This window comes from Enterococcus sp. DIV1089c (assembly GCF_050530965.1).
Lineage (GTDB): Bacteria > Bacillota > Bacilli > Lactobacillales > Enterococcaceae > Enterococcus_B > Enterococcus_B hirae.
On sequence record NZ_CP172888.1, the window covers coordinates 627,834 to 651,174 of the forward strand.

25 protein-coding genes are annotated in these 23,341 nt (G+C 37.2%); 14 read left to right on the top strand and 11 right to left on the bottom strand.

Going from position 1 to position 23,341, the window contains the following annotated elements:
* Positions 1 to 81: 81 nt before the first annotated feature.
* The 4 genes from IGL30_RS02965 to IGL30_RS02980 form a co-directional block, all read right to left on the bottom strand.
* On the bottom strand, positions 82 to 714 hold the full coding sequence (locus IGL30_RS02965; protein ID WP_088744957.1) for an ECF transporter S component: 633 nt from the start codon (positions 712 to 714) through the stop codon (positions 82 to 84).
* A gap of 16 nt (positions 715 to 730) precedes the next feature.
* Entirely contained in the window at positions 731 to 1,282 is a 552-nt protein-coding gene (gene coaC, locus IGL30_RS02970) for a phosphopantothenoylcysteine decarboxylase (RefSeq protein WP_010719847.1), read from the bottom strand.
* An 85-nt stretch (positions 1,283 to 1,367) separates the two neighbouring features.
* Positions 1,368 to 2,114: a phosphopantothenate--cysteine ligase gene (locus IGL30_RS02975; RefSeq protein WP_088744956.1), complete on the bottom strand. Its 747-nt coding sequence runs from the start codon at positions 2,112 to 2,114 to the stop codon at positions 1,368 to 1,370.
* Positions 2,111 to 3,100 (bottom strand): acryloyl-CoA reductase, encoded by a 990-nt coding sequence (locus tag IGL30_RS02980; protein WP_123875013.1) that lies wholly within the window; start codon positions 3,098 to 3,100, stop codon positions 2,111 to 2,113. Before IGL30_RS02980 ends, IGL30_RS02975 begins: the two co-directional genes overlap by 4 nt.
* A 240-nt stretch (positions 3,101 to 3,340) precedes the next feature.
* Between IGL30_RS02980 and IGL30_RS02985 the strand changes: the two genes are divergently transcribed.
* The 7 genes from IGL30_RS02985 (at position 3,341) to IGL30_RS03015 (ending at position 8,745) form a co-directional block, all read left to right on the top strand.
* Complete coding sequence (locus IGL30_RS02985) at positions 3,341 to 3,883, top strand: helix-turn-helix domain-containing protein (RefSeq protein WP_010719844.1); 543 nt, start codon at positions 3,341 to 3,343, stop codon at positions 3,881 to 3,883.
* Between the two features lie 17 nt (positions 3,884 to 3,900).
* Complete coding sequence (locus tag IGL30_RS02990) at positions 3,901 to 4,986, top strand: ABC transporter ATP-binding protein (protein ID WP_088744954.1); 1,086 nt, start codon at positions 3,901 to 3,903, stop codon at positions 4,984 to 4,986.
* Positions 4,987 to 4,999: 13 nt separating this feature from the next.
* Positions 5,000 to 5,806 (top strand): ABC transporter permease, encoded by an 807-nt coding sequence (locus IGL30_RS02995; RefSeq protein WP_010719842.1) that lies wholly within the window; start codon positions 5,000 to 5,002, stop codon positions 5,804 to 5,806.
* A complete protein-coding gene (locus IGL30_RS03000; protein WP_034699851.1) occupies positions 5,806 to 6,633 on the top strand; it encodes an ABC transporter permease in 828 nt (275 codons plus the stop codon). Before IGL30_RS02995 ends, IGL30_RS03000 begins: the two co-directional genes overlap by 1 nt.
* Positions 6,630 to 7,709, top strand: a complete 1,080-nt coding sequence (locus tag IGL30_RS03005; RefSeq protein WP_088744952.1) for an ABC transporter substrate-binding protein — start codon at positions 6,630 to 6,632, stop codon at positions 7,707 to 7,709. Before IGL30_RS03000 ends, IGL30_RS03005 begins: the two co-directional genes overlap by 4 nt.
* A gap of 413 nt (positions 7,710 to 8,122) precedes the next feature.
* Entirely contained in the window at positions 8,123 to 8,473 is a 351-nt protein-coding gene (locus tag IGL30_RS03010; protein ID WP_123875014.1) for a type II toxin-antitoxin system RelE family toxin, read from the top strand.
* A complete protein-coding gene (locus tag IGL30_RS03015; protein ID WP_088744951.1) occupies positions 8,470 to 8,745 on the top strand; it encodes a hypothetical protein in 276 nt (91 codons plus the stop codon). The genes IGL30_RS03010 and IGL30_RS03015 overlap by 4 nt, the downstream gene beginning before the upstream one ends.
* A gap of 78 nt (positions 8,746 to 8,823) precedes the next feature.
* Here the strand turns inward: IGL30_RS03015 and IGL30_RS03020 are convergent, their stop codons facing one another.
* The 3 genes from IGL30_RS03020 to IGL30_RS03030 form a co-directional block, all read right to left on the bottom strand.
* On the bottom strand, positions 8,824 to 9,081 hold the full coding sequence (locus IGL30_RS03020; protein WP_123875015.1) for a hypothetical protein: 258 nt from the start codon (positions 9,079 to 9,081) through the stop codon (positions 8,824 to 8,826).
* 435 nt (positions 9,082 to 9,516) lie between these two features.
* Positions 9,517 to 9,621 (bottom strand): putative holin-like toxin, encoded by a 105-nt coding sequence (locus IGL30_RS03025; RefSeq protein ID WP_014834224.1) that lies wholly within the window; start codon positions 9,619 to 9,621, stop codon positions 9,517 to 9,519.
* A 307-nt stretch (positions 9,622 to 9,928) separates the two neighbouring features.
* Positions 9,929 to 10,033, bottom strand: coding sequence for a putative holin-like toxin (locus IGL30_RS03030; RefSeq protein ID WP_014834224.1), 105 nt, complete (start codon positions 10,031 to 10,033; stop codon positions 9,929 to 9,931).
* 366 nt (positions 10,034 to 10,399) lie between these two features.
* Between IGL30_RS03030 and IGL30_RS03035 the strand changes: the two genes are divergently transcribed.
* Both IGL30_RS03035 and IGL30_RS03040 read left to right on the top strand, forming a co-directional pair.
* On the top strand, positions 10,400 to 11,032 hold the full coding sequence (locus IGL30_RS03035; RefSeq protein ID WP_088745141.1) for a MarR family winged helix-turn-helix transcriptional regulator: 633 nt from the start codon (positions 10,400 to 10,402) through the stop codon (positions 11,030 to 11,032).
* Positions 11,032 to 12,828: an ABC transporter ATP-binding protein gene (locus tag IGL30_RS03040; protein WP_123875016.1), complete on the top strand. Its 1,797-nt coding sequence runs from the start codon at positions 11,032 to 11,034 to the stop codon at positions 12,826 to 12,828. Before IGL30_RS03035 ends, IGL30_RS03040 begins: the two co-directional genes overlap by 1 nt.
* 373 nt (positions 12,829 to 13,201) lie before the next feature.
* Here IGL30_RS03040 and IGL30_RS03045 read toward each other — a convergent pair whose 3' ends face one another.
* Together IGL30_RS03045 and IGL30_RS03050 are read right to left on the bottom strand one after the other, a co-directional pair.
* Positions 13,202 to 14,518: a sensor histidine kinase gene (locus tag IGL30_RS03045; protein WP_096709317.1), complete on the bottom strand. Its 1,317-nt coding sequence runs from the start codon at positions 14,516 to 14,518 to the stop codon at positions 13,202 to 13,204.
* Positions 14,519 to 14,522: 4 nt separating this feature from the next.
* Complete coding sequence (locus IGL30_RS03050; RefSeq protein ID WP_096709316.1) at positions 14,523 to 15,197, bottom strand: response regulator transcription factor; 675 nt, start codon at positions 15,195 to 15,197, stop codon at positions 14,523 to 14,525.
* A gap of 141 nt (positions 15,198 to 15,338) precedes the next feature.
* Between IGL30_RS03050 and IGL30_RS03055 the strand changes: the two genes are divergently transcribed.
* The 3 genes from IGL30_RS03055 (at position 15,339) to IGL30_RS03065 (ending at position 18,413) form a co-directional block, all read left to right on the top strand.
* A complete protein-coding gene (locus IGL30_RS03055) occupies positions 15,339 to 16,841 on the top strand; it encodes an ABC transporter permease (protein WP_123875017.1) in 1,503 nt (500 codons plus the stop codon).
* 18 nt (positions 16,842 to 16,859) lie between these two features.
* Positions 16,860 to 17,519 carry an ABC transporter ATP-binding protein gene (locus IGL30_RS03060; RefSeq protein ID WP_010719831.1) on the top strand — a complete coding sequence of 220 codons (660 nt, stop codon included), beginning with the start codon at positions 16,860 to 16,862 and terminating at the stop codon, positions 17,517 to 17,519.
* A 189-nt stretch (positions 17,520 to 17,708) separates the two neighbouring features.
* Positions 17,709 to 18,413, top strand: coding sequence for a hypothetical protein (locus IGL30_RS03065; protein WP_123875018.1), 705 nt, complete (start codon positions 17,709 to 17,711; stop codon positions 18,411 to 18,413).
* Positions 18,414 to 18,534: 121 nt separating this feature from the next.
* Here IGL30_RS03065 and IGL30_RS03070 read toward each other — a convergent pair whose 3' ends face one another.
* Positions 18,535 to 20,472: an ABC-F family ATP-binding cassette domain-containing protein gene (locus tag IGL30_RS03070; protein WP_088745137.1), complete on the bottom strand. Its 1,938-nt coding sequence runs from the start codon at positions 20,470 to 20,472 to the stop codon at positions 18,535 to 18,537.
* 222 nt (positions 20,473 to 20,694) lie between these two features.
* Between IGL30_RS03070 and IGL30_RS03075 the strand changes: the two genes are divergently transcribed.
* Both IGL30_RS03075 and dinB read left to right on the top strand, forming a co-directional pair.
* Positions 20,695 to 21,351: a redox-sensing transcriptional repressor Rex gene (locus IGL30_RS03075; protein ID WP_010719828.1), complete on the top strand. Its 657-nt coding sequence runs from the start codon at positions 20,695 to 20,697 to the stop codon at positions 21,349 to 21,351.
* A gap of 195 nt (positions 21,352 to 21,546) precedes the next feature.
* A complete protein-coding gene (dinB, locus tag IGL30_RS03080; protein WP_088745136.1) occupies positions 21,547 to 22,653 on the top strand; it encodes a DNA polymerase IV in 1,107 nt (368 codons plus the stop codon).
* A gap of 72 nt (positions 22,654 to 22,725) precedes the next feature.
* Here the strand turns inward: dinB and nrdG are convergent, their stop codons facing one another.
* Positions 22,726 to 23,328 carry an anaerobic ribonucleoside-triphosphate reductase activating protein gene (gene nrdG / locus IGL30_RS03085; protein WP_010719826.1) on the bottom strand — a complete coding sequence of 201 codons (603 nt, stop codon included), beginning with the start codon at positions 23,326 to 23,328 and terminating at the stop codon, positions 22,726 to 22,728.
* Between the last annotated feature and the right edge of the window lie 13 nt (positions 23,329 to 23,341).

A 23,341-nucleotide genomic window follows, 5' to 3' on the forward strand; every position in this document is an offset into this window, starting at 1 on the left:
AACATCCATCTACCAATTTCAAAAAAATTGGGATGGATGTTTTGATTCAAAGAAGATCATGTTCGCTATCAGCTAATTGTCTTATTTAGGTTGGGGTGTCGCATGCATCAAACGAAGCAAGACACTACCAACAGCGACTGTAGCAATTCCAGCGACGATCCCTTCTGGAACACCACTCGTAAAGATAACAGCTAAAATAGCAGTATATAGCGCATGGATACTTTTTCCGACCACTTGAGCATAATCTTGTTGGAATAAGAAATAGATCATATTCATCACTAGGATCGTATTCACGAAAGAACCAGCTAAGCCTGCTAGAAACAAAGAAACACCTTGAAACTTGTTTTTACTTAGCCGTAGTATTCCTTTATAGACAAAATAGGGAACAACACCAATCAATATCCGTGGAATAAAAGCAATCAATAATGCTTTCAAACTTCCGTGGTCTGTGCCAATCACTGGGATGAATGGGGAGAAGACGAATGATAAAGGCGTTTGAATGACCGTACTACGAATCATACTAATCAAGCCGAATGTCCCTCCTAGAAAGCCACCTAAACGTGGGCCTAAAACGATTGATGCAATGATCACTGGGATGTGCATGGTCGTAGCGTTGATTGGACCAATAGGAATAAACCCAAGCGGTGTGACCGCTAATAAAATCATGATTGCTAAAAACATAGCAGTCAAAGCAAAAGTACGTGTGTTTTTCATAATGACTCCTTTTATATTAAGCGTTTCTTTCATTAATCAGTTGTACCGTTTGATCAATGATTATTTGGGTATCAGCTAAAGCACCTTTGCCAAAATCACCACAAGCCAACAACGACTCTCTTGGCTCGATTTCTTGATAGCCGATTGATTTTAACGTATTTAAATTCCTTTGATTGAGTGGATGTTGATACATATTTGTATTCATTGCAGGAGCAATCAACTTCGGAGTATCTGCAGGGAGTGCCATTGCAACTGTTGAGAGTAGATCATCTGCCAGCCCATTTGCTAATTTACCGATAATATTAGCCGTAGCAGGAGCAATCAAGAACAAGTCTGCTTGTTTTGCCAGTTCGATGTGATTAATCACTGAAGGTTCTTTTTCTTGCATGACATCGGTATGGACGGCACGTTTTGATAAAGATTGTAACGTAAGTGGCGTGATGAAGTGAGTGCTGCTTTCTGTCATGATCACGTCTACTTGGTAGCCAAGTTTCACGAGTTGATTGGTAATATCCGCACTTTTATAAGCAGAGATACTGCCAGTAACCCCCAATAGAATTTTTTTCATAATTGTTTACTCCTTTCATTCCCTGCTAAAATCAAGCTTAACTTTTGTGTTTTAAGAAATAAATCAGAGAATTCTTTTCAGCGTTTCATTGGTTAAAGGAAACTGGTTCTATTATAACCGATGCTAATAATTTAGCAATTTCTTCCTTGGACTGAGCTTCTTTGATTGTTCCGTCTGCCCCTAATAGATAGCCGTGATGGTTTGTTCCGTCGATTTGTGTCAGATCATTCGCAAGGATGTAGTCTACCTGATTCTTCATGATGCTTTTTTTGGCGACTGCTAAAAGTTCTGTTTTTGAAACATCGACTAATAACTTAAAGCCGATGATGGTTGCTTCTGGTTGCCATTTTCTTAGATAGCTGATGATCTTAGGCGTTTTTTTCAAGGCAATTAACAAGTGTTCTGTGTCAGAAGAGATTTTTTCAGCTTTATTAGGATTTATTTCATGGTCTCGGAACCATGAAGAAAGGTGTTCTGGCGTTAGCGGTGTTTGGTCAATGCTCTGTGCCAATTGTTCTTCAGATAGGCTAAAAGCAGGAGTGAAATCGCTCACTGCCATACTATGGATGATGGCATCATAAGAGTCACTTGTCAGTAATCTTTCCAAAGTTTCAAATAAATCTTGAGTGGACTCGATTAGATGAAAGCAAATATTATCCTGTGACGTTGGCTTGACAGCACTGTTTGTCGTGACATAGTCGATCATTACTGTTGAATCAGCTACCAATGTTTCAGCAACCTTTTTACCTAACTGCCCAGTCGAATGATTTGTGATTGAACGGACTTGATCAATTTTTTCGCTTGTGCCACCAGCCGTAATCAATATCTTCATTTCATTTCACCTACATTAACTAGTGTTCTTCCCTGATGTTGCCCAGCTAACAATCCTTGAATCACTTCGGGCAATTCCTCCAAGGCGATTTCTTTAACGAAAAGATCATCAGCAATAGCAAGATCAGCTAATTGTTGCCATAAGGAGAAACGTTTTTCATGCGGAACATTGACTGAATCGATACCGATCAACTGGATATTGCGCAAAATGAACGGTAATACAGTAGTGGTCAATTGGATTCCTCCAGCATTTCCACATAATGCCGCAGCACCATCATAGGCGATCAAAGGAAGGAGTTGGGTCAATAAGTCACCACCAACCGTATCAATGACATAATCAATTTGTTGCTTTCCTAAAGGTTTTGTCTTTTCAGGAAGAAATTCATTTGGGGATAGGACTTCATTCGCCCCTAATTTTTTCAGCCATTCTACCGATTCTTTTTTACGTGAAAGAGCGATGATCGAAGTAAAACCCATTTTTTTTAAAATTGCTACAGCGGTACTGCCTACTCCGCCAGATGCTCCAGTTACAACAATACGGTCACTCGATTTCATCCCTTTTGATATGAGGGCATTCACGCATAAAAGTGCAGTAAAGCCAGCAGTTCCTAATACCATTGCCTGACGAAGTGACAAGGTTTTCGGAAGTGGGATCAACCAATCACCAGAAACTTTTTGGTACTGGCTATAGCCTCCAGGTTGAGTGACGCCCAAGCCATAACCAGTTAGGAGAACAGAATCATCTGTTTTGAAACGTTCATCTCGACTTTCGACAACGGTTCCTGAAAGATCAATCCCAGGTGTCATAGGATAAGAGCGGATGACACCACCAGATTCACTACTAGCTAGTGCATCTTTATAGTTAACATCAGAATAAGCAACTTTGACCAACACTTCGTTCGCTGATAAAAGAGGCATTTCCTGGTCAATGATCGAAGTATGAAAATGCGGAACATTATTTACTTGAAACGCTTTAAATTTATTCATGTAAAAACAGAACTCCTCTCAAAATTTTTCTTTTATCATACCATAAATCAATCTATTTTATGGTGATTCGCTGATGATTAGTGACTAAAAAAAGTGAAACTTATTCTTTCAAATAAAAAAGATGTTTTTCTTGAAATTTAAAATAAAAAGGGTTGTTTTTTTAATCAAAATTTGTATACTAGTACGAGTGAGAGTAAACTTGATGTTTACTATTAGAAAACTTCATGGAGGAGGAATGAGATGGAAATAGGTGAGAAGTTAAGAAATTTACGTATCCAGAAAAATTTGACACAAGAAGAATTAGGTGAACGTACGGATTTATCAAAAGGCTATATCTCTCAATTAGAACGTGACTTGAGTTCGCCATCCATGGAAACATTTTTTTCGATTCTTGAAGTATTAGGTGTTTCCCCTGAAGAATTTTTCCATCAAGAAACAGTGAATCTACAAGTTGTTTATTCTAAAGAAGATCATACCGTTTATTTAGATGAAGAAAATGGTTATCAACTTGAATGGTTGGTCTCTGATTCGAATGAAAAAGAAATGGAACCTGTTTTACTGACATTCAATGAAGCAGGAGAGTATAAATTATTTGAACCTTCTTTATCAGAAACGTTTATTTTTGTGTTAGAGGGGGAATTAGAGTTAAGCTTAGGTGAAGAGCGATATATTGCCAAAGCAGGTCAATCGATCTATTACCAAGCAACAAAGCACCACCAATTGAAGAATCATCAATCAAAACGTACGAGGGCATTGATTGTCGCTACTGAATCGTACTTGTAATTTTAGGGGGTTAAAAAGTGGGAAAACCAATTATTTCATTTGATCAGGTGGTCAAACGCTATGATGATGAAACGATTTTGAAAAAAGTGAGTTTTGAGATCGAACAAGGAAAATTTTATACCTTACTAGGTCCTTCGGGTTGTGGAAAAACAACGATTTTACGAATTATTGCTGGTTTCACAGATGCTACTGAAGGCGAAATGTATTTTGAGGGAAAACGATTAAATGATGTGCCAGCTAATAAACGGCAAGTAAATACGGTTTTCCAAGATTATGCCTTATTTCCTCATATGAATGTATTCGACAATGTCGCTTTTGGATTGAAAATCAAAAAAATGAATAAAGTCGATATTGAGAAAAAAGTCAAAGATGCACTTCGTATGGTGCAACTTCCTGGGTACGAAAATCGAGAAATTAGCGAAATGTCTGGTGGACAAAGACAACGTGTGGCTATCGCGCGGGCTATCGTTAATGAACCTAAAGTATTGTTGTTAGACGAACCTCTATCTGCGCTGGATCTAAAGTTGCGAACGGATATGCAGTATGAATTAAGAGAGTTGCAACAACGTTTGGGAATTACATTTATTTTTGTGACACATGACCAAGAAGAAGCTTTAGCAATGAGCGATGAAATCTTTGTGATGAATAAGGGAAAAATCGTGCAGAGTGGAACACCTGTCGATATCTACGATGAACCGATCAATCATTTTGTGGCTGATTTTGTGGGTGAAAGCAATATCGTTGATGGTGTGATGATCGACGATAATCTTGTAGAGTTTGTTGGCAAACGATTTGAATGTGTTGATGGTGGAATGCGTCCCAATGAATCAGTTGAAGTCGTCTTGCGCCCTGAAGATTTAACGATTACTACCCCTGATAAGGGAAAACTGGTTGTGACTGTTGATACGCAACTGTTTCGTGGGGTCCACTATGAAATTGTCTGTTATGATGAGCAACAAAATGAATGGACGGTTCATTCAACGAAAAAAGCAAAAGAGGGTAGCAAAGTTGGTCTAGCCTTTGATCCAGAAGATATCCATGTCATGCGTTTTAATGAATCAGAAGAAGAATTTGATGCACGACTTGATAGTTATGAAGAGTAAGGAGGAATAGTCAATGAAAGCAATGCGTAGAATCTACTCTGTTCCTTATGTACTCTGGCTTGGTCTATTCGTGATCGCACCAGTTTTGATGATCATTTACCAATCTTTTTTTGATATGAATGGACACTTTACTTTAAATAATTATGCTACTTTTTTGACGTCTAGAACGAATCTTTTCATGGCGTTAAATTCTGTTTGGTATGCCTTTTTGATCACCTTTTTTACATTAATCATCAGCTATCCCACTGCTTATTTTTTAACTAAATTAAAACATAAACAGTTGTGGTTGATGCTGATCATCTTACCAACATGGGTGAATTTATTACTAAAAGCTTATGCGTTTATTGGTATTTTTAGTATCCATGGAAGTGTGAATCAATTTTTTGAATTTTTAGGGATTGCTCCAAGACAAATTTTGTTTACCGATTTTAGTTTTTTATTTGTGGCAACTTATATCGAGATTCCATTTATGATTATGCCGATATTCAATGCATTGGAAGAAATGAATCCGTCATTGATCAGTGCTAGCCGTGATCTAGGAGCTAATAATTTTGAAACATTTCGCCGAGTAGTATTCCCATTGTCATTGAATGGTGTAAAAAGTGGGATTCAAGCAGTGTTTATTCCTTCACTGTCATTGTTCATGTTGACACGACTGATTGGTGGAAATCGTGTGATCACTTTAGGAACAGCAATTGAACAACATTTTCTCGTGACTCAAAATTGGGGGATGGGTTCGACGATCGGAGTTATTTTGATTATTGCAATGTTTATTGTGATGTTGCTGACAGGTGAGAAGAAGAAGGGAGGCCGCGCATGATGAAAAAATTTAAGTGGTCTTACCTTTACCTCTTTATTGTTTTTCTACTATTATATTTGCCTATCTTTTATTTGATTTTCTACTCCTTTAATGACGGTGGTACCATGAACAAATTTACCGGTTTTACTTGGGACCATTATCAGGCAGTTTTTGAAGATACACGATTGATCATTATTGTATTGAACACCTTTATGTTAGCTTTTTTATCGGCACTGATCGCAACGATTATCGGAACGTTTGGGGCAATGGGGATTTACTATACTAAAAAACGTCAAGCAAGAACGACATTACTAAGTATGAATAATATTTTATTAGTTTCACCAGATGTAATTATTGGTGCCAGTTTCTTGATTTTCTTTACTTTTTTAGGCTTTGGATTAGGTTTCCAAAGTGTTTTGCTTTCTCATATTGCCTTTAGTATCCCAATCGTTGTATTGATGGTATTACCTAAATTACAAGAAATGAATGATTCGATGGTTGATGCCGCTAGAGATCTAGGTGCAAATAATTTTCAAGTCGTAAAAAATATTATTTTACCATTCTTATCTCCTGGCATCATTGCAGGCTACTTTATGGCATTTACTTATTCATTAGACGATTTTGCGGTGACCTTTTTCGTGACAGGTAATGGATTCACTACGTTGTCAGTAGAAATCTATTCTCGTGCTCGTCAAGGAATCAGTTTAGAAATCAATGCGTTAAGTGCATTAGTGTTCCTATTTTCGATGGTTTTAGTGATCGGTTATTATTTTATTAGTAAAGAAAATCGTTCCAAAAAACTGAGAAAAAATCGCCGAGGACGTGAGGAGGTCGCACGCTTACGATGAAAAAATTACAATCACTGTTTGTGGGTATCGTTGTGATCATCTTGATCTTGCTCTTTGGTGTACGGCAATTAGAACAAGCAAGCGGAATGAGTGGAGCAAAAATCGTTACGATCTACAATTGGGGCGATTACGTTGATCCTAGCTTGATCACAAAATTTGAAAAAGAATATGGGTATAAGGTCAATTATGAAACGTTTGATTCCAACGAAGCCATGTTTACTAAGATCCAACAAGGTGGCACAAATTATGATATAGCCATTCCTAGTGAATACATGATCCAAAAGATGATCAAAGAAAAATTAGTGCTTCCTTTAGACCATTCCAAGATCAAAGGATTAGCGAACATTGATGAGCGCTTTTTGGATTTAGACTTTGATCCCCAAAATACCTATTCGATTCCATATTTTTGGGGAACCTTGGGGATCGTATATAATGATAAAGTTTTCGATAAAGAGGAAATCCAGCACTGGAATGATCTTTGGAAACCGAAATTAAGAGATAGTTTGATGTTGATCGATGGTGCCAGAGAAGTGATGGGGCTATCGTTGAACAGTTTGGGCTATTCGTTGAACAGCAAAGAGATGGATCAATTGAATGCAGCTGCAGATAAACTGAACAAACTAACCCCTAATGTCAAAGCAATCGTAGCTGATGAAATCAAAATGTATATGATCAATGAAGAAGCATCCGTCGCAGTAACTTTTTCTGGAGAAGCAGCAGATATGATGTCTGAAAATGAACATCTTCATTATGTGATCCCTTCAGAAGGTTCGAATTTATGGTTTGATAATATTGTGATGCCGAAAACAGCCAAGAACAAAGAAGGTGCGTATGATTTCATCAACTTTATGTTGAAACCAGAAAATGCTGCCCAAAATGCTGAATACATTGGCTACTCAACACCTAACAAAAAAGCGAAAGCTCTTTTACCAAAAGAAATTTCCCAAGATGAACAATTCTATCCCTCTGATGAAACCATCTCTCATCTAGAAGTTTATGAAGACCTTGGACCTAAATTTTTAGGAATCTATAACGACTTGTTCTTAGAGTTCAAGATGTATCGGAAAAGCTGGTAAAACTTAGTGAAATTGGGAGAAAATCAAGCTTAAAATAGTCTATTTCACATACTTTCTAATACTCAGTTTTCCAATTTTCTACCAAAAGCGTCTTTTTAGGCGCTTTTTTTTGTGTTATTTTATCTTTTCTACCAGTGATTTTCTACCAGAGTAAATAGACGAAATAGTGATGCAACAAGTATGATATGTTTTTGATAGGCATTGGTTGGATTAGTCTAATGCCTGTAAGGTAACTTACAAATAAAAGCCTATTTTTCAGTCGCCTTTTGGTGGCTATTGTTTATAGTTGATATAATGAATGTGAATAGAAATAGGTTGTTTTATCAACTATAATTATATTGTGATGTATGAGACATTCTATTGTATTTGTATTCTATCCTTTACATAAATCATCTAACAAAGAAGGTATAGTTATGTACTCTGTAGAGTTCAGCAAGGAATTTTCCGATGTATTTTCTGAGAATCAATCAAAAAAATATCAAGAAATAATCGTATATAAAGTGAATGAGTATTTGACACATAATTTTTATCGCATCAAACCTGTCCATTCATCTGCAAAATACTCTATTTATGAAATGAAAATCCATTTAGGAAAGGAAGATTTTCGAATTGCTTTTAGAATAGATGGCAAAAAGGTGCAAGTTTTTTATATTAGTCGAACGTTGAAAAAATATTTATTTGATAAGGAAGTAAATAAGTTGGTTAATCGATTCAACAAAAATCAATGGCTAGTCGATGAAGAAAGTAGAAGTGCCGTAAAATGAACATGATTTATAAAAAGCAATTAAAACAATATTTGAAAAAAATATTTAAGTCAAAGAACTATTTCGCTTTAAAAATTCTTACATTCAAAAAAGATCGCTATGTATTTATTTGTTATGACCAAGAACGATACACGATAGTTGAAGATGGATTCGAAAAGAACAGGTACCATTTTGGCTCTTCAGATGAAGCAATGAAAAAAGTAATGAAAATAGCAGATATTGAATTTAAAAATAGCTATAGACTTTATATACAAACTAAACTTAAACAATGACTCTCATTTGTTTTATCTTCTTGAAAGGAATGCTTTATTATAAATAAAAAACGACTCAAAATGAGTCGTATAAATCAATTATTGTAATAAATCATTAATTTCTTTAAATTCTTTATCAAGTTCTTTTTCATCATATTTCTCATATTTACCAGCTTCATGAAGGATTTTTTTAATTTCATGAATCGCTTTTCGTTCAACTAACCATTTTTTTAGGTTATGTTTTTTTTCTGGATTTTCAGATAACGTATCAAGTTCGTCTAATTCTTTATCCAGTTTATTAACCGTAGCAATAATTTTGTCTAAAGTTTTTTCTTCTTGATGTTCTAAATTTGACATTTATCTTCACGTCCTTTTTATTTGATAATTCAAGTATAAAATGTCAATATATTTTTTTCAAATAAAACTCTTTAGATATGTTTTATTGCATAAGTAAGTAGAACTAGTTCCCTCTATCACACTATACGATAAATCAATTTAGTTAAAAATATCCTCTTTGACTATCGTACTACTGTGATCAGTTAGGATTTGTTAGTGAGCTATTTACTCAAAAATGCCTTTATATCAGAATTTTTGGTGTTTATATGAATTGATAGAAGTAAATTTTAATCAAGATGCTAGAAATTAACTTTGAATAGAAGAATAGAGGCATGCTATAATAATCGTGCAAAAGGAACTGCGTCAACAGTTCCCTTTTGACAGCACCGCTAAAGACGGTGGCGAATTTAATAGTATTTCAAAAATAAATAGCCAGTCTGCTCGCTAAAGTGACGGCTATTTCTTTTTGTCATGTTTAAGCATAGATACAACCAAGCCAATCAAAGAAATGGTAAACATACCAAATCCAAGAATGGTTTGAATTGTCTCGTATGCGGACAAAAAGGCATCTCCTTTCTCTAAAGTGTGAGATTATGTGCATAAGCACCACCTCGCTTTCAGAATGGAAAGCCACCGTTGTTAAACTATATTGTCACAAAGGATCGAAGCCTATAGACTTAGTGATCATTGCTTTAAAAAAATAACCGTTCTTTTGTTTTTTATTGAATAGAAGAATAGAGGTATGCTATAATAAACATGAAAAAAGGAACTGCGTCAACAGTTCCCTTTTGACAGCACCGCTAAAGACGGTGGCAATTAAACTAAATATTTCAAAAATAAATAGCCAGTCTTCTCGCTAAAGTGACGGCTATTTCTTTTTGTCATGTTTAAGCATAGATACAACCAAGCCAATCAAAGAAATGGTAAACATACCAAACCCAAGAATGGTTTGAATTGTCTCATATGCGGACAAAAAGGCATCTCCTTTCTCTAAAGTGTGGGATTATGTGCATAAGCACCACCTCGCTTTCAGAATGGAAAGCCACCGTCATTAAACTTTACTGTCATAAAGGATTATAGCATATAGACTTAGTTATTTTCTTGAAAATCCAAAAAGAGCTGAGTCTATTTTTGTTTGAAAATAAAAAAATAGAAGGGATAATGCGTATTGAAAAAAACAAACCAACTCACTTATCAAGTGTTAGTCAATTTTAGATTTTTTGGCTAACTATTTTTTTAACTATTTAATTAGTTTAGTTATTGACAAACAAAATAAATAGTTTATCATTTATTTTGTTGATATCGATATAAACTAAGTAAATATTTTGGAGGTCATCTTATGAATAATCATGAAATCTTAGAAAATCTGTTAGAAATTGCGCATCAACCGTTTTTGATTTTTGCCTATCAAGTGGAAGAAAAGACAGACAATGCTTTTGAAACATTAAAAATTTTAGTGGCTGAGGACGATGTGACGGCAGGACGATTAGCTGAAGTGCTAGATATTAAACCGTCTAGTGTGACACAAATCATCAAAAAATTAGAAGAGGCTGGGGCGGTCATGCGGGAAAAATCAGCAACGGATTCCCGAGTGACTTTGGTCAAGATTACTGATAAAGGTCGAGAAAGTCTGCAAGAGCGTGGTTCAATCAGTACAACGTTAAAAGATGTCTTATTTAAAGGTTTTGCAGAAGAAGAGTTAGCACAATTGAATACCTACCTTGAACGAATGAATGAAAATATCAATCGTCCTGAATTTCAAGAAAAATTAGCTGAAGTTTTCGGCGATGATCAACGCTGGGAACGATTCAATAAGATGAGTGCGCATTTTGGCAGAGCACGTGAACAGATGATGGATCGCAGTGGGTTCGGTGGTTTTGGTCGAGGTGGCTTTGATCGAGATGCCTTCGATGGACGATTTGATAGACATTACGGTGGCTTTGAAGGATGGAAGAAAGGACGTAGAAAATAATGGCACAAGGTGGAGGCGGAAGACCCGTTAGTATCTCGATGAAACAAATGAACACAAGATTTTCTTTGAAAGAATTTCTTAGTTTAATCAAACAAACAAAACCGCGCTATCCCTTACTGGCGATGGGCATGATCTTATTAGCAGGTTCATCAGCTGTGCAAGTTTATGTTCCTAAATTGGCGGCTAATTTAGTTAATCATTTTCAAGAGGGGATCGATTATGCTTTATTAGGAAGAGTCGTGGGGATGTTCGTTTTTTCAGCTGTAATTTCAGCGATTGGTGGGACGGTTCTAGGAATTTTTGGCGAAAACGTCATTCAAAATATGCGAAAACGTTTATGGAATAAATTAACGATACTGAAAGTCACCTATTTTGATTCGGTGAAGGCGGGTGAGATGTCCAGCCGAGTAACGAATGATACGACCCAGGTAAAACAGCTGTTGGCTGTGACGTTTCCACAAACGATTGCGAGCATCATTACCGTAATTGGGACTGTTTATATGATGATCCGAATGGACTGGCATATGTCGCTAGCCATGGTTATTGCTGTTCCCGTCGTTATCCTATTGATGATTCCTGTGATGACCTTTGGTTCAAAGATCAGTCATATCCGTCAAGATGCTATGAGTCATTTCAATGGAATCGCAACAGAAACGTTGTCTGAAATTCGTTTAGTAAAAACGTCGAATGCCGAACAACAAGCACAAGAACGGGCAGCAAATGAAGTCGATCGTTTGTTTCGCGTTGGTAAAAAAGAAGCAGTCTTTGATGCTGCAATGCAACCACTCATGATGATGGTTTTTATGAGTATGGTCTTTGGTTTGCTAGCTTATGGAATGCATCGTATTGCGATTGGTGCGATGACGATCGGGGTATTGATGAGTTTTCTCATGTATCTCTTCAATCTGATCGGCGCGATGCCAACGATTGCCACGTTGTTTTCTGAAATGGCAAAAGCTGCTGGTTCGACACGCCGTGTACAAGAATTATTGAATGAAGTACCTGAAGATTTTGAATCTGGTGAAGAAGTGGATTTATCGAACAAAACATTGTGTGTTTCTAACGTGGACTTTGCTTATAGTGATGCACCTGAGGAACCGATTTTAACGAATGTGTCTTTTGAAGCTAAACCTAACGAGATCATTGCTTTTGCGGGTCCTTCTGGTGGAGGGAAATCGACTACATTCAGTTTATTAGAACGTTTTTATGAGCCAACAGCAGGTACGATCAAATTTGGCACAACAGAGATCCAAAAGATCAAGTTGTCCAATTATCGTAGTCAAATTGGTTATGTTTCCCAAGATTCTGCTATTATGGCAGGAACGATCCGTTATAATTTAACTTATGGATTAGCGGATACTTACACAGATGAGCAGCTTTGGGAAGTGTTAGAATTAGCCTATGCACGTCAATTTGTGGAAGAGATGCCCAATGGTTTAGATACAGAAGTGGGCGAGCGTGGTACGAAAATTTCTGGAGGCCAACGGCAACGACTGGCAATCGCTCGAGCGTTCTTAAGAGATCCAAAGGTCTTGATGTTGGATGAAGCAACAGCAAGTCTTGATTCTGAATCAGAAGCAAAAGTCCAACAAGCCTTGGCAAATCTGATGAAAGGTCGGACAACATTAGTGATCGCACATCGTCTATCAACGATCGTGGATGCTGATAAAATCTACTTTATCGAAAAAGGAAAAGTAACCGGTTCAGGAAAACACGCTGAGCTTGTTCAAAAACACAAAACCTATGCCAAATACGTAGACGAACAATTTAAAGTTGATACATTGCAAATTGCCTAAGTGTTAAAAAGCTGAATCCTTTTATCTTACTGAAAGAATGCGAAGAATCTAAGAGAAAGAAGAAATACTTTTTTCTGTTCTTTTTATTTGGTTAAACAATTTTCCGCGAAATAGATAATCAGGTTTAGAATGTTTAGGATATGTTTGATAAACTGAGTATCAGACATCTTGAATCCTCCTATGAATTGGTTCGTTAAACTAATTCTAAAGGAATTCAAGGTGTCTTTTTTTCACCGTTTATTCGTTTTTAGAGATACTAGAAGAGACTGAGACAAGTTTTGGCTCAGTCACACAAAGTATAGAAACAAAAGAGAAGGAATTATATACAGGTATAAAAATCTATCATCTGATCACAATTTAGTCGTTTTGTCATCTATTTCATTGGCAATTGTATTTGAAAAACGACTCCTCTAGGTTCCCAGTCTCTTACGGACAGTTTGCCTTTATGCTGAGTGATGATCTGTTTGGCAATTGCGAGACCAAGACCATAGCCACCAGTTTCTTTAGAACGAGAGCGGTCTTCGCGGTAGAAGCGTTCAAAAATTCGTCTTTTATCTTCATCGCTAATAGATGGCCCGTTGTTTTTGACTTCAATCAGCCAATTATCGTTGGAGATTTCAGATTGCAGGACAATTTTTTCTTTAGCTTCTGTGTATTTTAGCGCATTGTCCAGCAGAATAACTAGAACTTGGTGGATACGTTTTTCGTCGACTATCACTGGTTGATCGGCAAAGTTTTCCAAGACAAAATATTGATCGTTTATTTCTGCGATTTCCTGGAAGGGCTGGGCTAATTGACGAATAAATTCTTTGGGATTAACTGATTCTTTCTGCAGAAGCAACTGATTGGAATCACTGCGTGCCAAGGTTAGCAGGTCTTCAGTCAGGCTTTTCATTCGCCGTGTTTCATTCAGGGCTTGGGCAATTGGTTCAGACTCTTCCAAGATGGTGTGATTGGGTCGGGTGAACAATTGCTGCAGGCTGTTTTGAATGATTGCTAGTGGCGTGCGTAATTCGTGAGAGGCATTTTCAACAAATTCCTGTTGTTTGCGCCATGAGAGCATGATGGGTTGCATATTCATTTTTGAAATGTAAAAGCTTATTCCAATCGAAATCAGCCAAAAAACGACCATACAGATAATCAGTGTTGTCTTGAAGGTTTTCATGGAGTCTGCGATTTGATTGGTATTGGCTAAAAATTGAATATAGGCGATGTCTCCTCCTTTATCTGCTTTGATTGTATACGAATGAAAGGAAAGTTTTTGGCTAGAATAGCCTGCATTTTTTAAACTTAATGCTTGAACAGAATCGAGATTTTTCTTATCTAAGGTTAAATTTTCCAGTTCAGTGAACCGTCCACCAATCGTGTCTTTGTTGAGAATCGTTCCTTCTTTTGACCATAAAATGATCTGAGTATTGAACTGATTATTGCCTTCTGGTCTATTCTCTCTCAGCTGCTCGCCCGGCATTTGTGCCAGAAAGGGATTGCTTTGTTGGTACCGGTTGATTTCCATCTGAATAAGATGTTCATTCTCCGCCATTTGAGTTAGTGACAGGTCTGTTTGGCGGTAGGCCGAGCTTTGCAGCAGTTGTAGAGTTATAAATCCTAATAATAGGAAGATACTTGCAAAAGCGGCTACATTTAAGAAGAAAAATTTTAATCGTTGTTTTCTTGATATTTCGGTATTCATAGCATTAATCCTTTTGTAAGATGTAGCCGACATTTCTCAGTGTTTTAAAGAGCTGATCTGCACCTGACGGCTTCAAATGTTTTCTTAAGTGACTCATATATACTTCTACAACTGTAATGGTCGTATCGGAATCAAATCCCCAAATCCGATCGAAGATTTGCTCCTTTGTTAAAATCACGCCCTTATTTTGGATGAAATAAACCAAGAGATCAAATTCTTTTCCTTGAATTGATAGGATCTCATCGTCGATGGTTACTTCTTTCGTCGCAAGGTTGCAGGTAATATTTTTATAGACGATTTGATTCTCAGAAAACAATCCTAACGAACGCTTCAATAACGCTTTTACCCGCATAATCAGTTCTTCACGATAAAAAGGTTTCGTCAAATAATCGTCTGCACCTTTTTGAAATCCATTGATTTTGTCTTCTAGGCCATCTTTGGCAGTTAGAATCAGCACAGGGGTTTGGATATTTTTTTTCCGTAATTCTGCTAAGATTTCGTAGCCGTTTTTCCCTGGCAGCATCAGGTCTAGCAATATTAGATCATAAACACCAGTTTCTGCTTCAAATAAGCCTTCTTCCCCATCATAGATCTGTGTGATCTCACCTAAATCCGACAAGATTTCTTTTATATTATCTGAAAGTGTCGCTTCATCTTCTACTATTAAAAGGTTTATCATTGATTTTCTCCTTTTTCATCTATTACTTACTCAGTTTACCACGCTTTCCTAAAACAACCTTAAAAACTTTTTTGTCACGTTTAAGCTTCGGTTAAGCCAACTTGCCTACTCTATAAACAGACAAATGAAGGAGGAACCAAAATGAATTATATCAAACGGGCGATTCAAAGCCTTTGGGCCAAAAAAGGACGCAGCATAATTATGATCACCGTCTTTTCCGCCATATTAATTTTTGTATTAGCGGGGTTAACGATCCGCAGCGGCGCTGAACTGGCGACCACGAATGCGAAAAAAAGTGTCGGGGCGACCGTCACCTTATCAATGAACCGAGAGGCAATGTTCAAACAGCAATCAAATTCAGATTCAGATGATGAAAGCAGTCGTCCAGATCCAGGTAGCTTTGAACAGACACCCGTCAACTTGAGTGATGCAAAAAAAATCGCAGAATTAGCGAATGTTAAATCGTATTCATTTGAAGCAAGTACTTCAGCGGATAAAGGCACAGGGATTACACCGATCTCGAGTGATAGTGACAGTGAAGAGGAATCTTCGGATGAACAAGCTGTTGGATTTGGTGGACAGAAAGCACCTGGTGGGATGAGTCAAGGGGATTTCCAAATTAAAGGTGTTTCCGAAAGTAATTCTTACAGTGATTTTTCATCAGGAACAGCTAGCCTAGTTGAAGGCAAGGCAATCACTTGGGATGATGAAGGGACGAATAATGTACTGATCGAGCAAAGTTTAGCGGAAGCAAACGATCTAAGTGTCGGGGACAAATTTAAGATTAAAGATACCGATGATAAAGATGTTGAAGTTACTATTAAAGGTATTTACAAAACAAGTGATTCTGGCAACAGTATGAGTGCTCGCTTCAACTTTATGAATCCAGCGAACACGATTTTTTCTTCTTATACACTGGTTAACACCTTAACTGGATCGGAAGGAAAAACGATCGATTCGGCAGTTTATAACTTAGATGATCCCAAAGACATGGACAGCTTTGTAGAAGCAGCGAATAAATTGATCGATACGGATACATTCAGCTTAGAAACCAATGATCAAATGTATCAGCAAATGCTTCAGCCGTTGAATAATGTATCAAGCTTTGCGAAGAATATCGTGATTTTAGTAGCCGTAGCCGGAGTCATTATTTTGACATTGATTATTATGCTGTCGATTCGTGAACGTAAATATGAGATCGGTGTATTACTTTCATTAGGTGAATCACGGGTCAAAGTTATTTCACAATTTTTCGTTGAGATTTTTGTCTGCATGATCTTCGCTTTAGGGATCGCTGCAGCTAGCGGAAATGTTGTTGGCAATGCAGTCGGCAACCAGTTGTTGAGTCAGCAAACAACTTCGCAAAATGCAGATGGACAAGAAGCGAATACTGCAGGAAACGGCGGTCCAAATCAAGGTAACCAAGGACAAGCACCTGGTGGCGGAAACGGTGGTCCTAGTGGTGGTCAAATGGGAAGCAATCCATTTACACAATCAAAAGAAATTCAAGAACTAAATATTTCAATGCAGCCAACCGAGATTTTAAGTCTTGCAGGAATTGGGCTGGGGATTAGTTTATTCTCAATTGTCCTTTCATCAGCAGGAATTCTACGACTGAATCCGAAGAAAATATTGATTTCCTAATTAAAGGAGGAATTTTTAATGACACTATCAACAAAAGATTTAGGCTACTGGTATGAAGACAACCGACGATTATTCGAAAACGTTAATTTAACTTTTGAAAAAGGCAAAATGTATGCAATTTTAGGTACGAGCGGTTCAGGGAAAACGACTTTTTTATCCCTGATTGCAGGACTAGATACACCAAAAAACGGAGAAATTCTCTATGACGACAAATCGTTGAAAAAAATTGGCTTGCGGGAATATCGTCGTAAAGATGTATCAATTGTATTCCAAGCCTATAATCTACTGCCGTATTTATCGGCAGTAGACAATGTGGTAACAGCGATGGAGATTGCTCAAAGCCAACAGACAGATAAAAAAGCCTACGCCTTAGCGAACTTGGAAAAAGTCGGAATCACTAAGGATTTAGCAGATAAAAAAGTTACGATGCTATCTGGTGGTCAGCAGCAACGAGTAGCAATCACTAGAGCCCTATGCTGTGAACACGATCTAATCGTTGCGGATGAACCGACTGGAAACTTGGATGAAGCAACTTCCAGCGAGATCGTTAAACTTTTCCAAGAGATTGCACATGAGCAAAAGAAATGTATTATTTTAGTCACCCACGAACAGGATGTTGCTAAAGGCTGCGATGTGGTGTATGAACTGAAAAATCAAGAATTCAATCAAGTATCTTAAACAAACAGAATTTCGGTTCAGCTAGTATGAATGAGTAGGAAATGAATAGAGGAGACTGAGGAAATTTTTGCTCAGTCTCTCTTTTAGTAATAGTCGTTTTTTTTAGGTTGAAAGGAATAAAGTGACCTATTAATAAAAAGAATAACAGATATAATTCTTGTAAAAGAGCGATAGATAGGAGTGTTTAGAATGGGATTGACTCAATGGCTTAGAAAAAAATTTTCAAATAATCAAGATAAAGAAGTCAATGAAATGCTACTTAAGCTAAATAAAAAAATTCATGAACCGAAAGAACGTTATTCGCCGGCTGAAGCTATAATCCGCTTGTATGCACTAGAAAAAAAAGCAGAAGAAGTAAATAGTGGTGATACCAGTTATGAATCTCATACTGAAGCCTTTCATAAAGAAATACAAGTCCATAGTCAAGAAAAGATTTATCTAACAGATTATTTAAATATCTGGCTACAAATAAATGAAGCAAAATTACAGGAATATAAGTTGGATACAAGGTTCGATGAAGGAAATTTAAAAGAATTCAAAGAAGAACTAGCGAAGGATATAAAGATAAAAAGTGAAATTTTATCGCGGTGTTTGGGAGGGAAAATTACTAATTATCGGCTAAATCAACAAGCTTATCAAGAAATGTTCGGGCGAATAAATCCTAAAGGCTGTCAAAGAAACAAAGTGGTAATTGATTTTCAAGTAACAAAGAAGATCACTGATTTCTCATTGAATAAGGGGAGGGATCAGATGGAGAGTCACACAAACCAAAAAACTCAAACGAATGGATGCCAAACGATGGAAAGTATAACCGATAAAATAAAGGATCCCGGTTTAATCGAAACAAAGGCACAATCTAGTGAGACAAAAATTCAAGATAATCCGGTCAGGTAATCAACAAGTACTTTGAGATTGCTCTGATAGTGTGCGTTGTGATAAATGAAACGCCCTCGAAACAGCAGGTACTGTTTTGAGAGCGTTTCTAGTGCAGAAATGAATATTCATTTATCTGTTTTTATTCATTTTCATATTTTTCAAGCTCAATACTCAAATCTTCCCATTCAGAAAGTTTCGTTTCTTGAGATTGGCGAGTTGCTTCGAGTGTTTGATTCAATTCATTTAATTTGAGATGGTCATCCAAATTCTCTGGGGACACCATTTGCTGTTCTAGTGACTCGATCTGTTCATCTAAAATAGCTAATTCTTCTTCAATTTGAGTGATTTTACGTTGTAAACTACGTATCAGCTTTTGTTGCTCTTTACTTTGGAAATAGGTTTTCTTGTTCGTAGAAATATGCTCTTCTTCTGGTGTTTTTTCAGCTAACAGCTCTGCTATCTCCGCTTCTTCTTGTTTCTTTTCCAAATAATAATCATAGTCACCTAAATAAACTTTACTACCGTTTTCCGATAATTCGATGACTTTTGTGGCAATCCGATTGATGAAATAACGGTCATGAGAGACAAACAACAAAGTACCATCATAATCAATCAAGGCATTTTCTAATACTTCTTTATTATCAATGTCCAGGTGGTTGGTTGGTTCGTCTAAAATCAAAAAGTTTTCTTGATTCATTGCGAGTTTTGCAAGGGCGACTCGGGCTTTTTCACCACCGCTTAGCAAGGGGATGGTCTTTTCTACATCTTCACCAGAAAATAGAAAGGCACCCAAAACGCTACGAATTTCTTTTTCGGGAGTCGTTGGATGTTCATCCCATAATTCAGCTAAAATAGTTTTGTTGGTGTGTAAGTCCGCTTGACCTTGATCGTAATAGCCGATCGTCACATTGGTTCCTAAATGTTCTTTTCCACGGATAAAAGGCAACTGATGGATGATCGATTTTAAAAGCGTGGATTTACCAATACCATTGGGACCGACCAGTGCAATGGCTTCTTGACGCCGAATATCAAGATTGATCGGTTCAGACAAAACTTCATTATGATAACCAATCGCAGCATCTTCAATTTGTAATACAACATTTCCTGATGGCTTTGCTACATTGAAAAGGAAGTGAGCTTGTTTTTCGTCTCCTTGAGGACGGTCAATCCGATCCATTTTCTCAAGGACTTTTCTGCGACTTTGGGCTCTTTTCGTCGTAGAAGCGCGTACCAAGTTGCGTGCGACAAAATCTTCCAATTTATGGATCTCAGTTTGTTGTTTTTCATAAGCTTTCCATTCAGTTGCTAATTGTTCAGCTTTCATGTCAAGATACTTCGAATAATTCCCTTTATAGTGGCGCATTTTTTTTCGACTTAATTCGTAAACTTCTGTTGCGACTTTATCTAAGAAATATCGGTCATGGGAGACGATCAGTAAGGCACCAGTATAACTTTGCAGGTAGCCTTCTAACCAAGAGAGAGTCTCAATATCTAAATGGTTGGTTGGTTCGTCTAAAATCAATATATCTGGATGTTGGAGCAACATTCTTGCTAACGCTAAGCGAGTGCGTTGTCCGCCAGACAATTCATTGATTTTTTGATCATAAAAAGACGGATCAAATTTAAAGCCATGCAAAACAGAGCGTATTTCATTTTCGTAGCCATAACCGTTTCTATCTGAAAAATCGTGTTGTAATTTATCGTATTCTTTCAAAAGTGACTCATAGGAAGGTGTATCAGGTGTTCCTTCACTAATCAAGATTTCAAGTTCGCGCATTCGATTTTCCATTTGACGGATTGTTTCGAATGATTTAAGCATTTCATTCCAGACTGTTTCTGCTGAATCTAACCCAGTATCTTGTGCCAGATAGCCTAAAGTAGCAGCTTTATTTTTAGCAATTGTTCCTTCATCGGGGCGTTCGATTCCAGCAAGGATCTTCAAAAGTGTTGATTTTCCTGCTCCGTTACGGCCGACTAATGCGATCCGAGCCCCTGTGCTGATTTCTAAATGGATATTCTCAAATAAGATCTCTGCACCGAAGTGACGAGCAATTTGATTGGCTTGTAATAATATCATGGAATCCTCTTTTCTACTTTGTGAATTCTCTAAGAATAAATCTCTTTTTCAACTAGTAGTCTACCATAAATTCCTTGATACTGCGAGGTTCAAAGAAATGATAAAAAAATGAATAAAGAATAAAATTTCACAATATCCAAGCAATCAAATTGATTTTTTCCTATATATACTGATATGATGGATAAATCAAAGTAAACTTAAAGTAAAAGTGGAGGTAATTAAGTGAAAGATCATGTTATTCCAAAGGCAACAGCCAAACGGCTACCTTTGTATTACCGTTATTTACGAATCTTAAATAATGCTGGTAAGAAAAAAGTATCATCAACTGAATTAAGTGAGGCTGTTCAAGTTGACAGTGCAACGATTCGCCGTGATTTTTCATATTTTGGAGAATTAGGAAAACGAGGCTATGGCTACGATGTTGAAGACCTCATGCATTTTTTCGCAAAAACATTGAATGATGATCAATTGACTAATGTGGCGTTGATCGGTGTCGGTAATTTGGGAAGTGCCCTTTTAAAATATAAATTCCATCAAAGTAACAGTATCCGTGTAAGTTGTGCATTTGATGTCAACGAAGCAATCGTTGGACGGATCGTGGATGGGATTCCCGTTTACCCTATGGAAGATATGTTTGAGCAAATCAAGATCCAACAAATCGAAGTAGCAATATTGACGATACCAGCTGAGCGAGCACAAGAAGTAGTTAATCGGTTGACTGAAGCGGGCATTAAAGGCATCTTGAATTTTACCTCTGCTCGATTAAATGCGCCAGCAGACGTGTTGATTCAAAATGTTGACTTAACGAATGAATTACAAACGTTGATTTATTTTCTTCATTCTGATGCATCCTTGCAAGCGACTGAAGAAACTGAGTAACGAATGATTCAGGTGACCTGGTTGGTTTACTCAACAGTCTCAAGTGATGAATGATCATTTTAGAAGTCGTGATTTCCGAAATTGATGTCTCAGTTTTTGTGAAATTTCGGCTCTTTTTTATGGTCCGTTCGGTGGGTAACCATCTTCTTGTCACCGAACAAAAGTTCCTATATAATCATGATAGGGGTGAGTGAGATGGAATTACAGTTTCCTTTACATAATGATACATCTAGAAAAATCATTCATATCGATATGGATGCTTTTTTTGCCTCTGTCGAAGAACGGGATCATCCAGAATTTAGAGGGAAACCCTTAGTTATTGCCAGACATCCGAGTGACACTGGTGGTCGAGGAGTGGTTACTACAGCGAATTATGAAGCAAGAAAGTATGGCATCCATTCAGCGATGAGTGCGCAAAAAGCATATGAATTATGTCCGCAAGCCATTTTTAAACCAGGCGATCATCAAAAATATAGTGAGATCTCACAAATTGTTCGTGAGATTTTTTACCGATATACGGATATCGTTGAGCCTGTCAGTATTGATGAAGCCTATCTTGATGTGACGAACAATAAACGCAATTGTAAATCAGCAATCAAAATTGCTCGTTTGATCCAAAGAGACATTTGGGAAGAGGTAAAACTGACCTGCTCGGCAGGTGTGAGCTATAATAAGTTTTTAGCGAAATTAGCCTCAGATTTTCAAAAACCTAAAGGCATTACTATCGTTGCACCTCAAGACGCATTGACGTTCCTAAAGGCACTACCTATTGATAAATTTCATGGGGTAGGAAAAAAAACCGTCCCTAAGATGCATGAACTTGGTATTTTCACTGGAGAAGATCTTTATAATTGTACAGAGATGATGTTGATCCAACAATTTGGAAAGATGGGCTATTCGCTTTATCGAAAAGTAAGAGGTGTCCATGATGCACCAGTCAATGTGACAAGAGAAAGAAAATCTGTAGGAAAAGAGCATACTTATGGTCAGCCACTACAAACGGAAGAAGCGGTATTAGCACAATTACGACAATTAGCTGAGAAAGTCGAAGAGTCGTTGAAAAAAGTCCAGAAACATGGAAAAACCGTAGTGCTAAAAGTGAGATATACGGATTATACGACAGTCACGAAAAGAGTCACTTTACCTGAGTATATCTATAAGAAAGAAGCGCTCTTTTATCAAGCAAGTTTGATTTGGGAAGAAATTTTAGGGATTGAACAAGGCATACGTCTCTTGGGGATCACGTTAACGAATTTAGATCCCATGACTTATGAGAATATTGTGTTACCTTTGTGGGAATGAAAAAACAGTAGAAAACGTGTTGGAAATCAACATACGTTTCTACTGTTTTTATTCAATAAGGAGTGGGAGGACCTAAATGAACTCCTGTTTTTTGATTTGTTCATACGATTCTGTAGCATCGCTGCATTTTTCCCAAATCACTACTCTATTTTCGGCTAGCGATTTTTTGACATCGATGATGCGTTGATTACTACTACCGCGAAACTGTAGTTTTAAATCCTTTTTACTTAGTTCAAAACGTCCATCAACTAAGATATCGATTTTTGCTAAAAGAGCTAACTTGTCTTCGGAGTCTTGAAGTAGTTCGTCAAAAGTATAACCGGTCCACGACCAGATATCTTTGGTCTGACCAAATTCTTGTCGGATACGCTCAACGACTTGGAGACAGACGTCCGTGTTTAGAAAAGGTTCCCCGCCTAAAAGGGTCAGTCCTTGAACGTAATCATGGCGGAGATCGGTAATGATTTGTTCTTCCAGCTCTGGTGTGAAAGGTTTACCATAGCGGAAGTTTTGCGCTGCTTTATTGAAACATCCTTCACAAGCAAATAAGCAGCCACTCACATAAAGACTATTTCTTACGCCTTCGCCATCCACAAAGTTAAATGGTTTGTAATCAGCAATGTAATTTTGGCTGTAATCTTGTGCCAGCCATTCTTTAGGTTTAGGATTTCGCATAAAAAAACTTCTT

Excerpts from the sequence above, each read along its gene's own strand:
- nrdG (WP_010719826.1), bottom strand. The coding sequence starts at position 23,328 with ATGCGAAATCCTAAACCTAAAGAATGGCTGGCACAAGATTACAGCCAA.
- IGL30_RS03045 (WP_096709317.1), bottom strand. The coding sequence starts at position 14,518 with ATGAATACCGAAATATCAAGAAAACAACGATTAAAATTTTTCTTCTTA.
- IGL30_RS02995 (WP_010719842.1), top strand. The coding sequence starts at position 5,000 with ATGAAAGCAATGCGTAGAATCTACTCTGTTCCTTATGTACTCTGGCTT.
- IGL30_RS03050 (WP_096709316.1), bottom strand. The coding sequence starts at position 15,197 with ATGATAAACCTTTTAATAGTAGAAGATGAAGCGACACTTTCAGATAAT.
- IGL30_RS02975 (WP_088744956.1), bottom strand. The coding sequence starts at position 2,114 with ATGAAGATATTGATTACGGCTGGTGGCACAAGCGAAAAAATTGATCAA.
- IGL30_RS03020 (WP_123875015.1), bottom strand. The coding sequence starts at position 9,081 with ATGTCAAATTTAGAACATCAAGAAGAAAAAACTTTAGACAAAATTATT.
- IGL30_RS02985 (WP_010719844.1), top strand. The coding sequence starts at position 3,341 with ATGGAAATAGGTGAGAAGTTAAGAAATTTACGTATCCAGAAAAATTTG.
- coaC (WP_010719847.1), bottom strand. The coding sequence starts at position 1,282 with ATGAAAAAAATTCTATTGGGGGTTACTGGCAGTATCTCTGCTTATAAA.
- IGL30_RS03000 (WP_034699851.1), top strand. The coding sequence starts at position 5,806 with ATGAAAAAATTTAAGTGGTCTTACCTTTACCTCTTTATTGTTTTTCTA.
- IGL30_RS02965 (WP_088744957.1), bottom strand. The coding sequence starts at position 714 with ATGAAAAACACACGTACTTTTGCTTTGACTGCTATGTTTTTAGCAATC.
- IGL30_RS03035 (WP_088745141.1), top strand. The coding sequence starts at position 10,400 with ATGAATAATCATGAAATCTTAGAAAATCTGTTAGAAATTGCGCATCAA.
- IGL30_RS02980 (WP_123875013.1), bottom strand. The coding sequence starts at position 3,100 with ATGAATAAATTTAAAGCGTTTCAAGTAAATAATGTTCCGCATTTTCAT.
- dinB (WP_088745136.1), top strand. The coding sequence starts at position 21,547 with ATGGAATTACAGTTTCCTTTACATAATGATACATCTAGAAAAATCATT.
- IGL30_RS03040 (WP_123875016.1), top strand. The coding sequence starts at position 11,032 with ATGGCACAAGGTGGAGGCGGAAGACCCGTTAGTATCTCGATGAAACAA.
- IGL30_RS03005 (WP_088744952.1), top strand. The coding sequence starts at position 6,630 with ATGAAAAAATTACAATCACTGTTTGTGGGTATCGTTGTGATCATCTTG.
- IGL30_RS03010 (WP_123875014.1), top strand. The coding sequence starts at position 8,123 with ATGTACTCTGTAGAGTTCAGCAAGGAATTTTCCGATGTATTTTCTGAG.
- IGL30_RS03060 (WP_010719831.1), top strand. The coding sequence starts at position 16,860 with ATGACACTATCAACAAAAGATTTAGGCTACTGGTATGAAGACAACCGA.
- IGL30_RS03070 (WP_088745137.1), bottom strand. The coding sequence starts at position 20,472 with ATGATATTATTACAAGCCAATCAAATTGCTCGTCACTTCGGTGCAGAG.
- IGL30_RS03065 (WP_123875018.1), top strand. The coding sequence starts at position 17,709 with ATGGGATTGACTCAATGGCTTAGAAAAAAATTTTCAAATAATCAAGAT.
- IGL30_RS03055 (WP_123875017.1), top strand. The coding sequence starts at position 15,339 with ATGAATTATATCAAACGGGCGATTCAAAGCCTTTGGGCCAAAAAAGGA.
- IGL30_RS03015 (WP_088744951.1), top strand. The coding sequence starts at position 8,470 with ATGAACATGATTTATAAAAAGCAATTAAAACAATATTTGAAAAAAATA.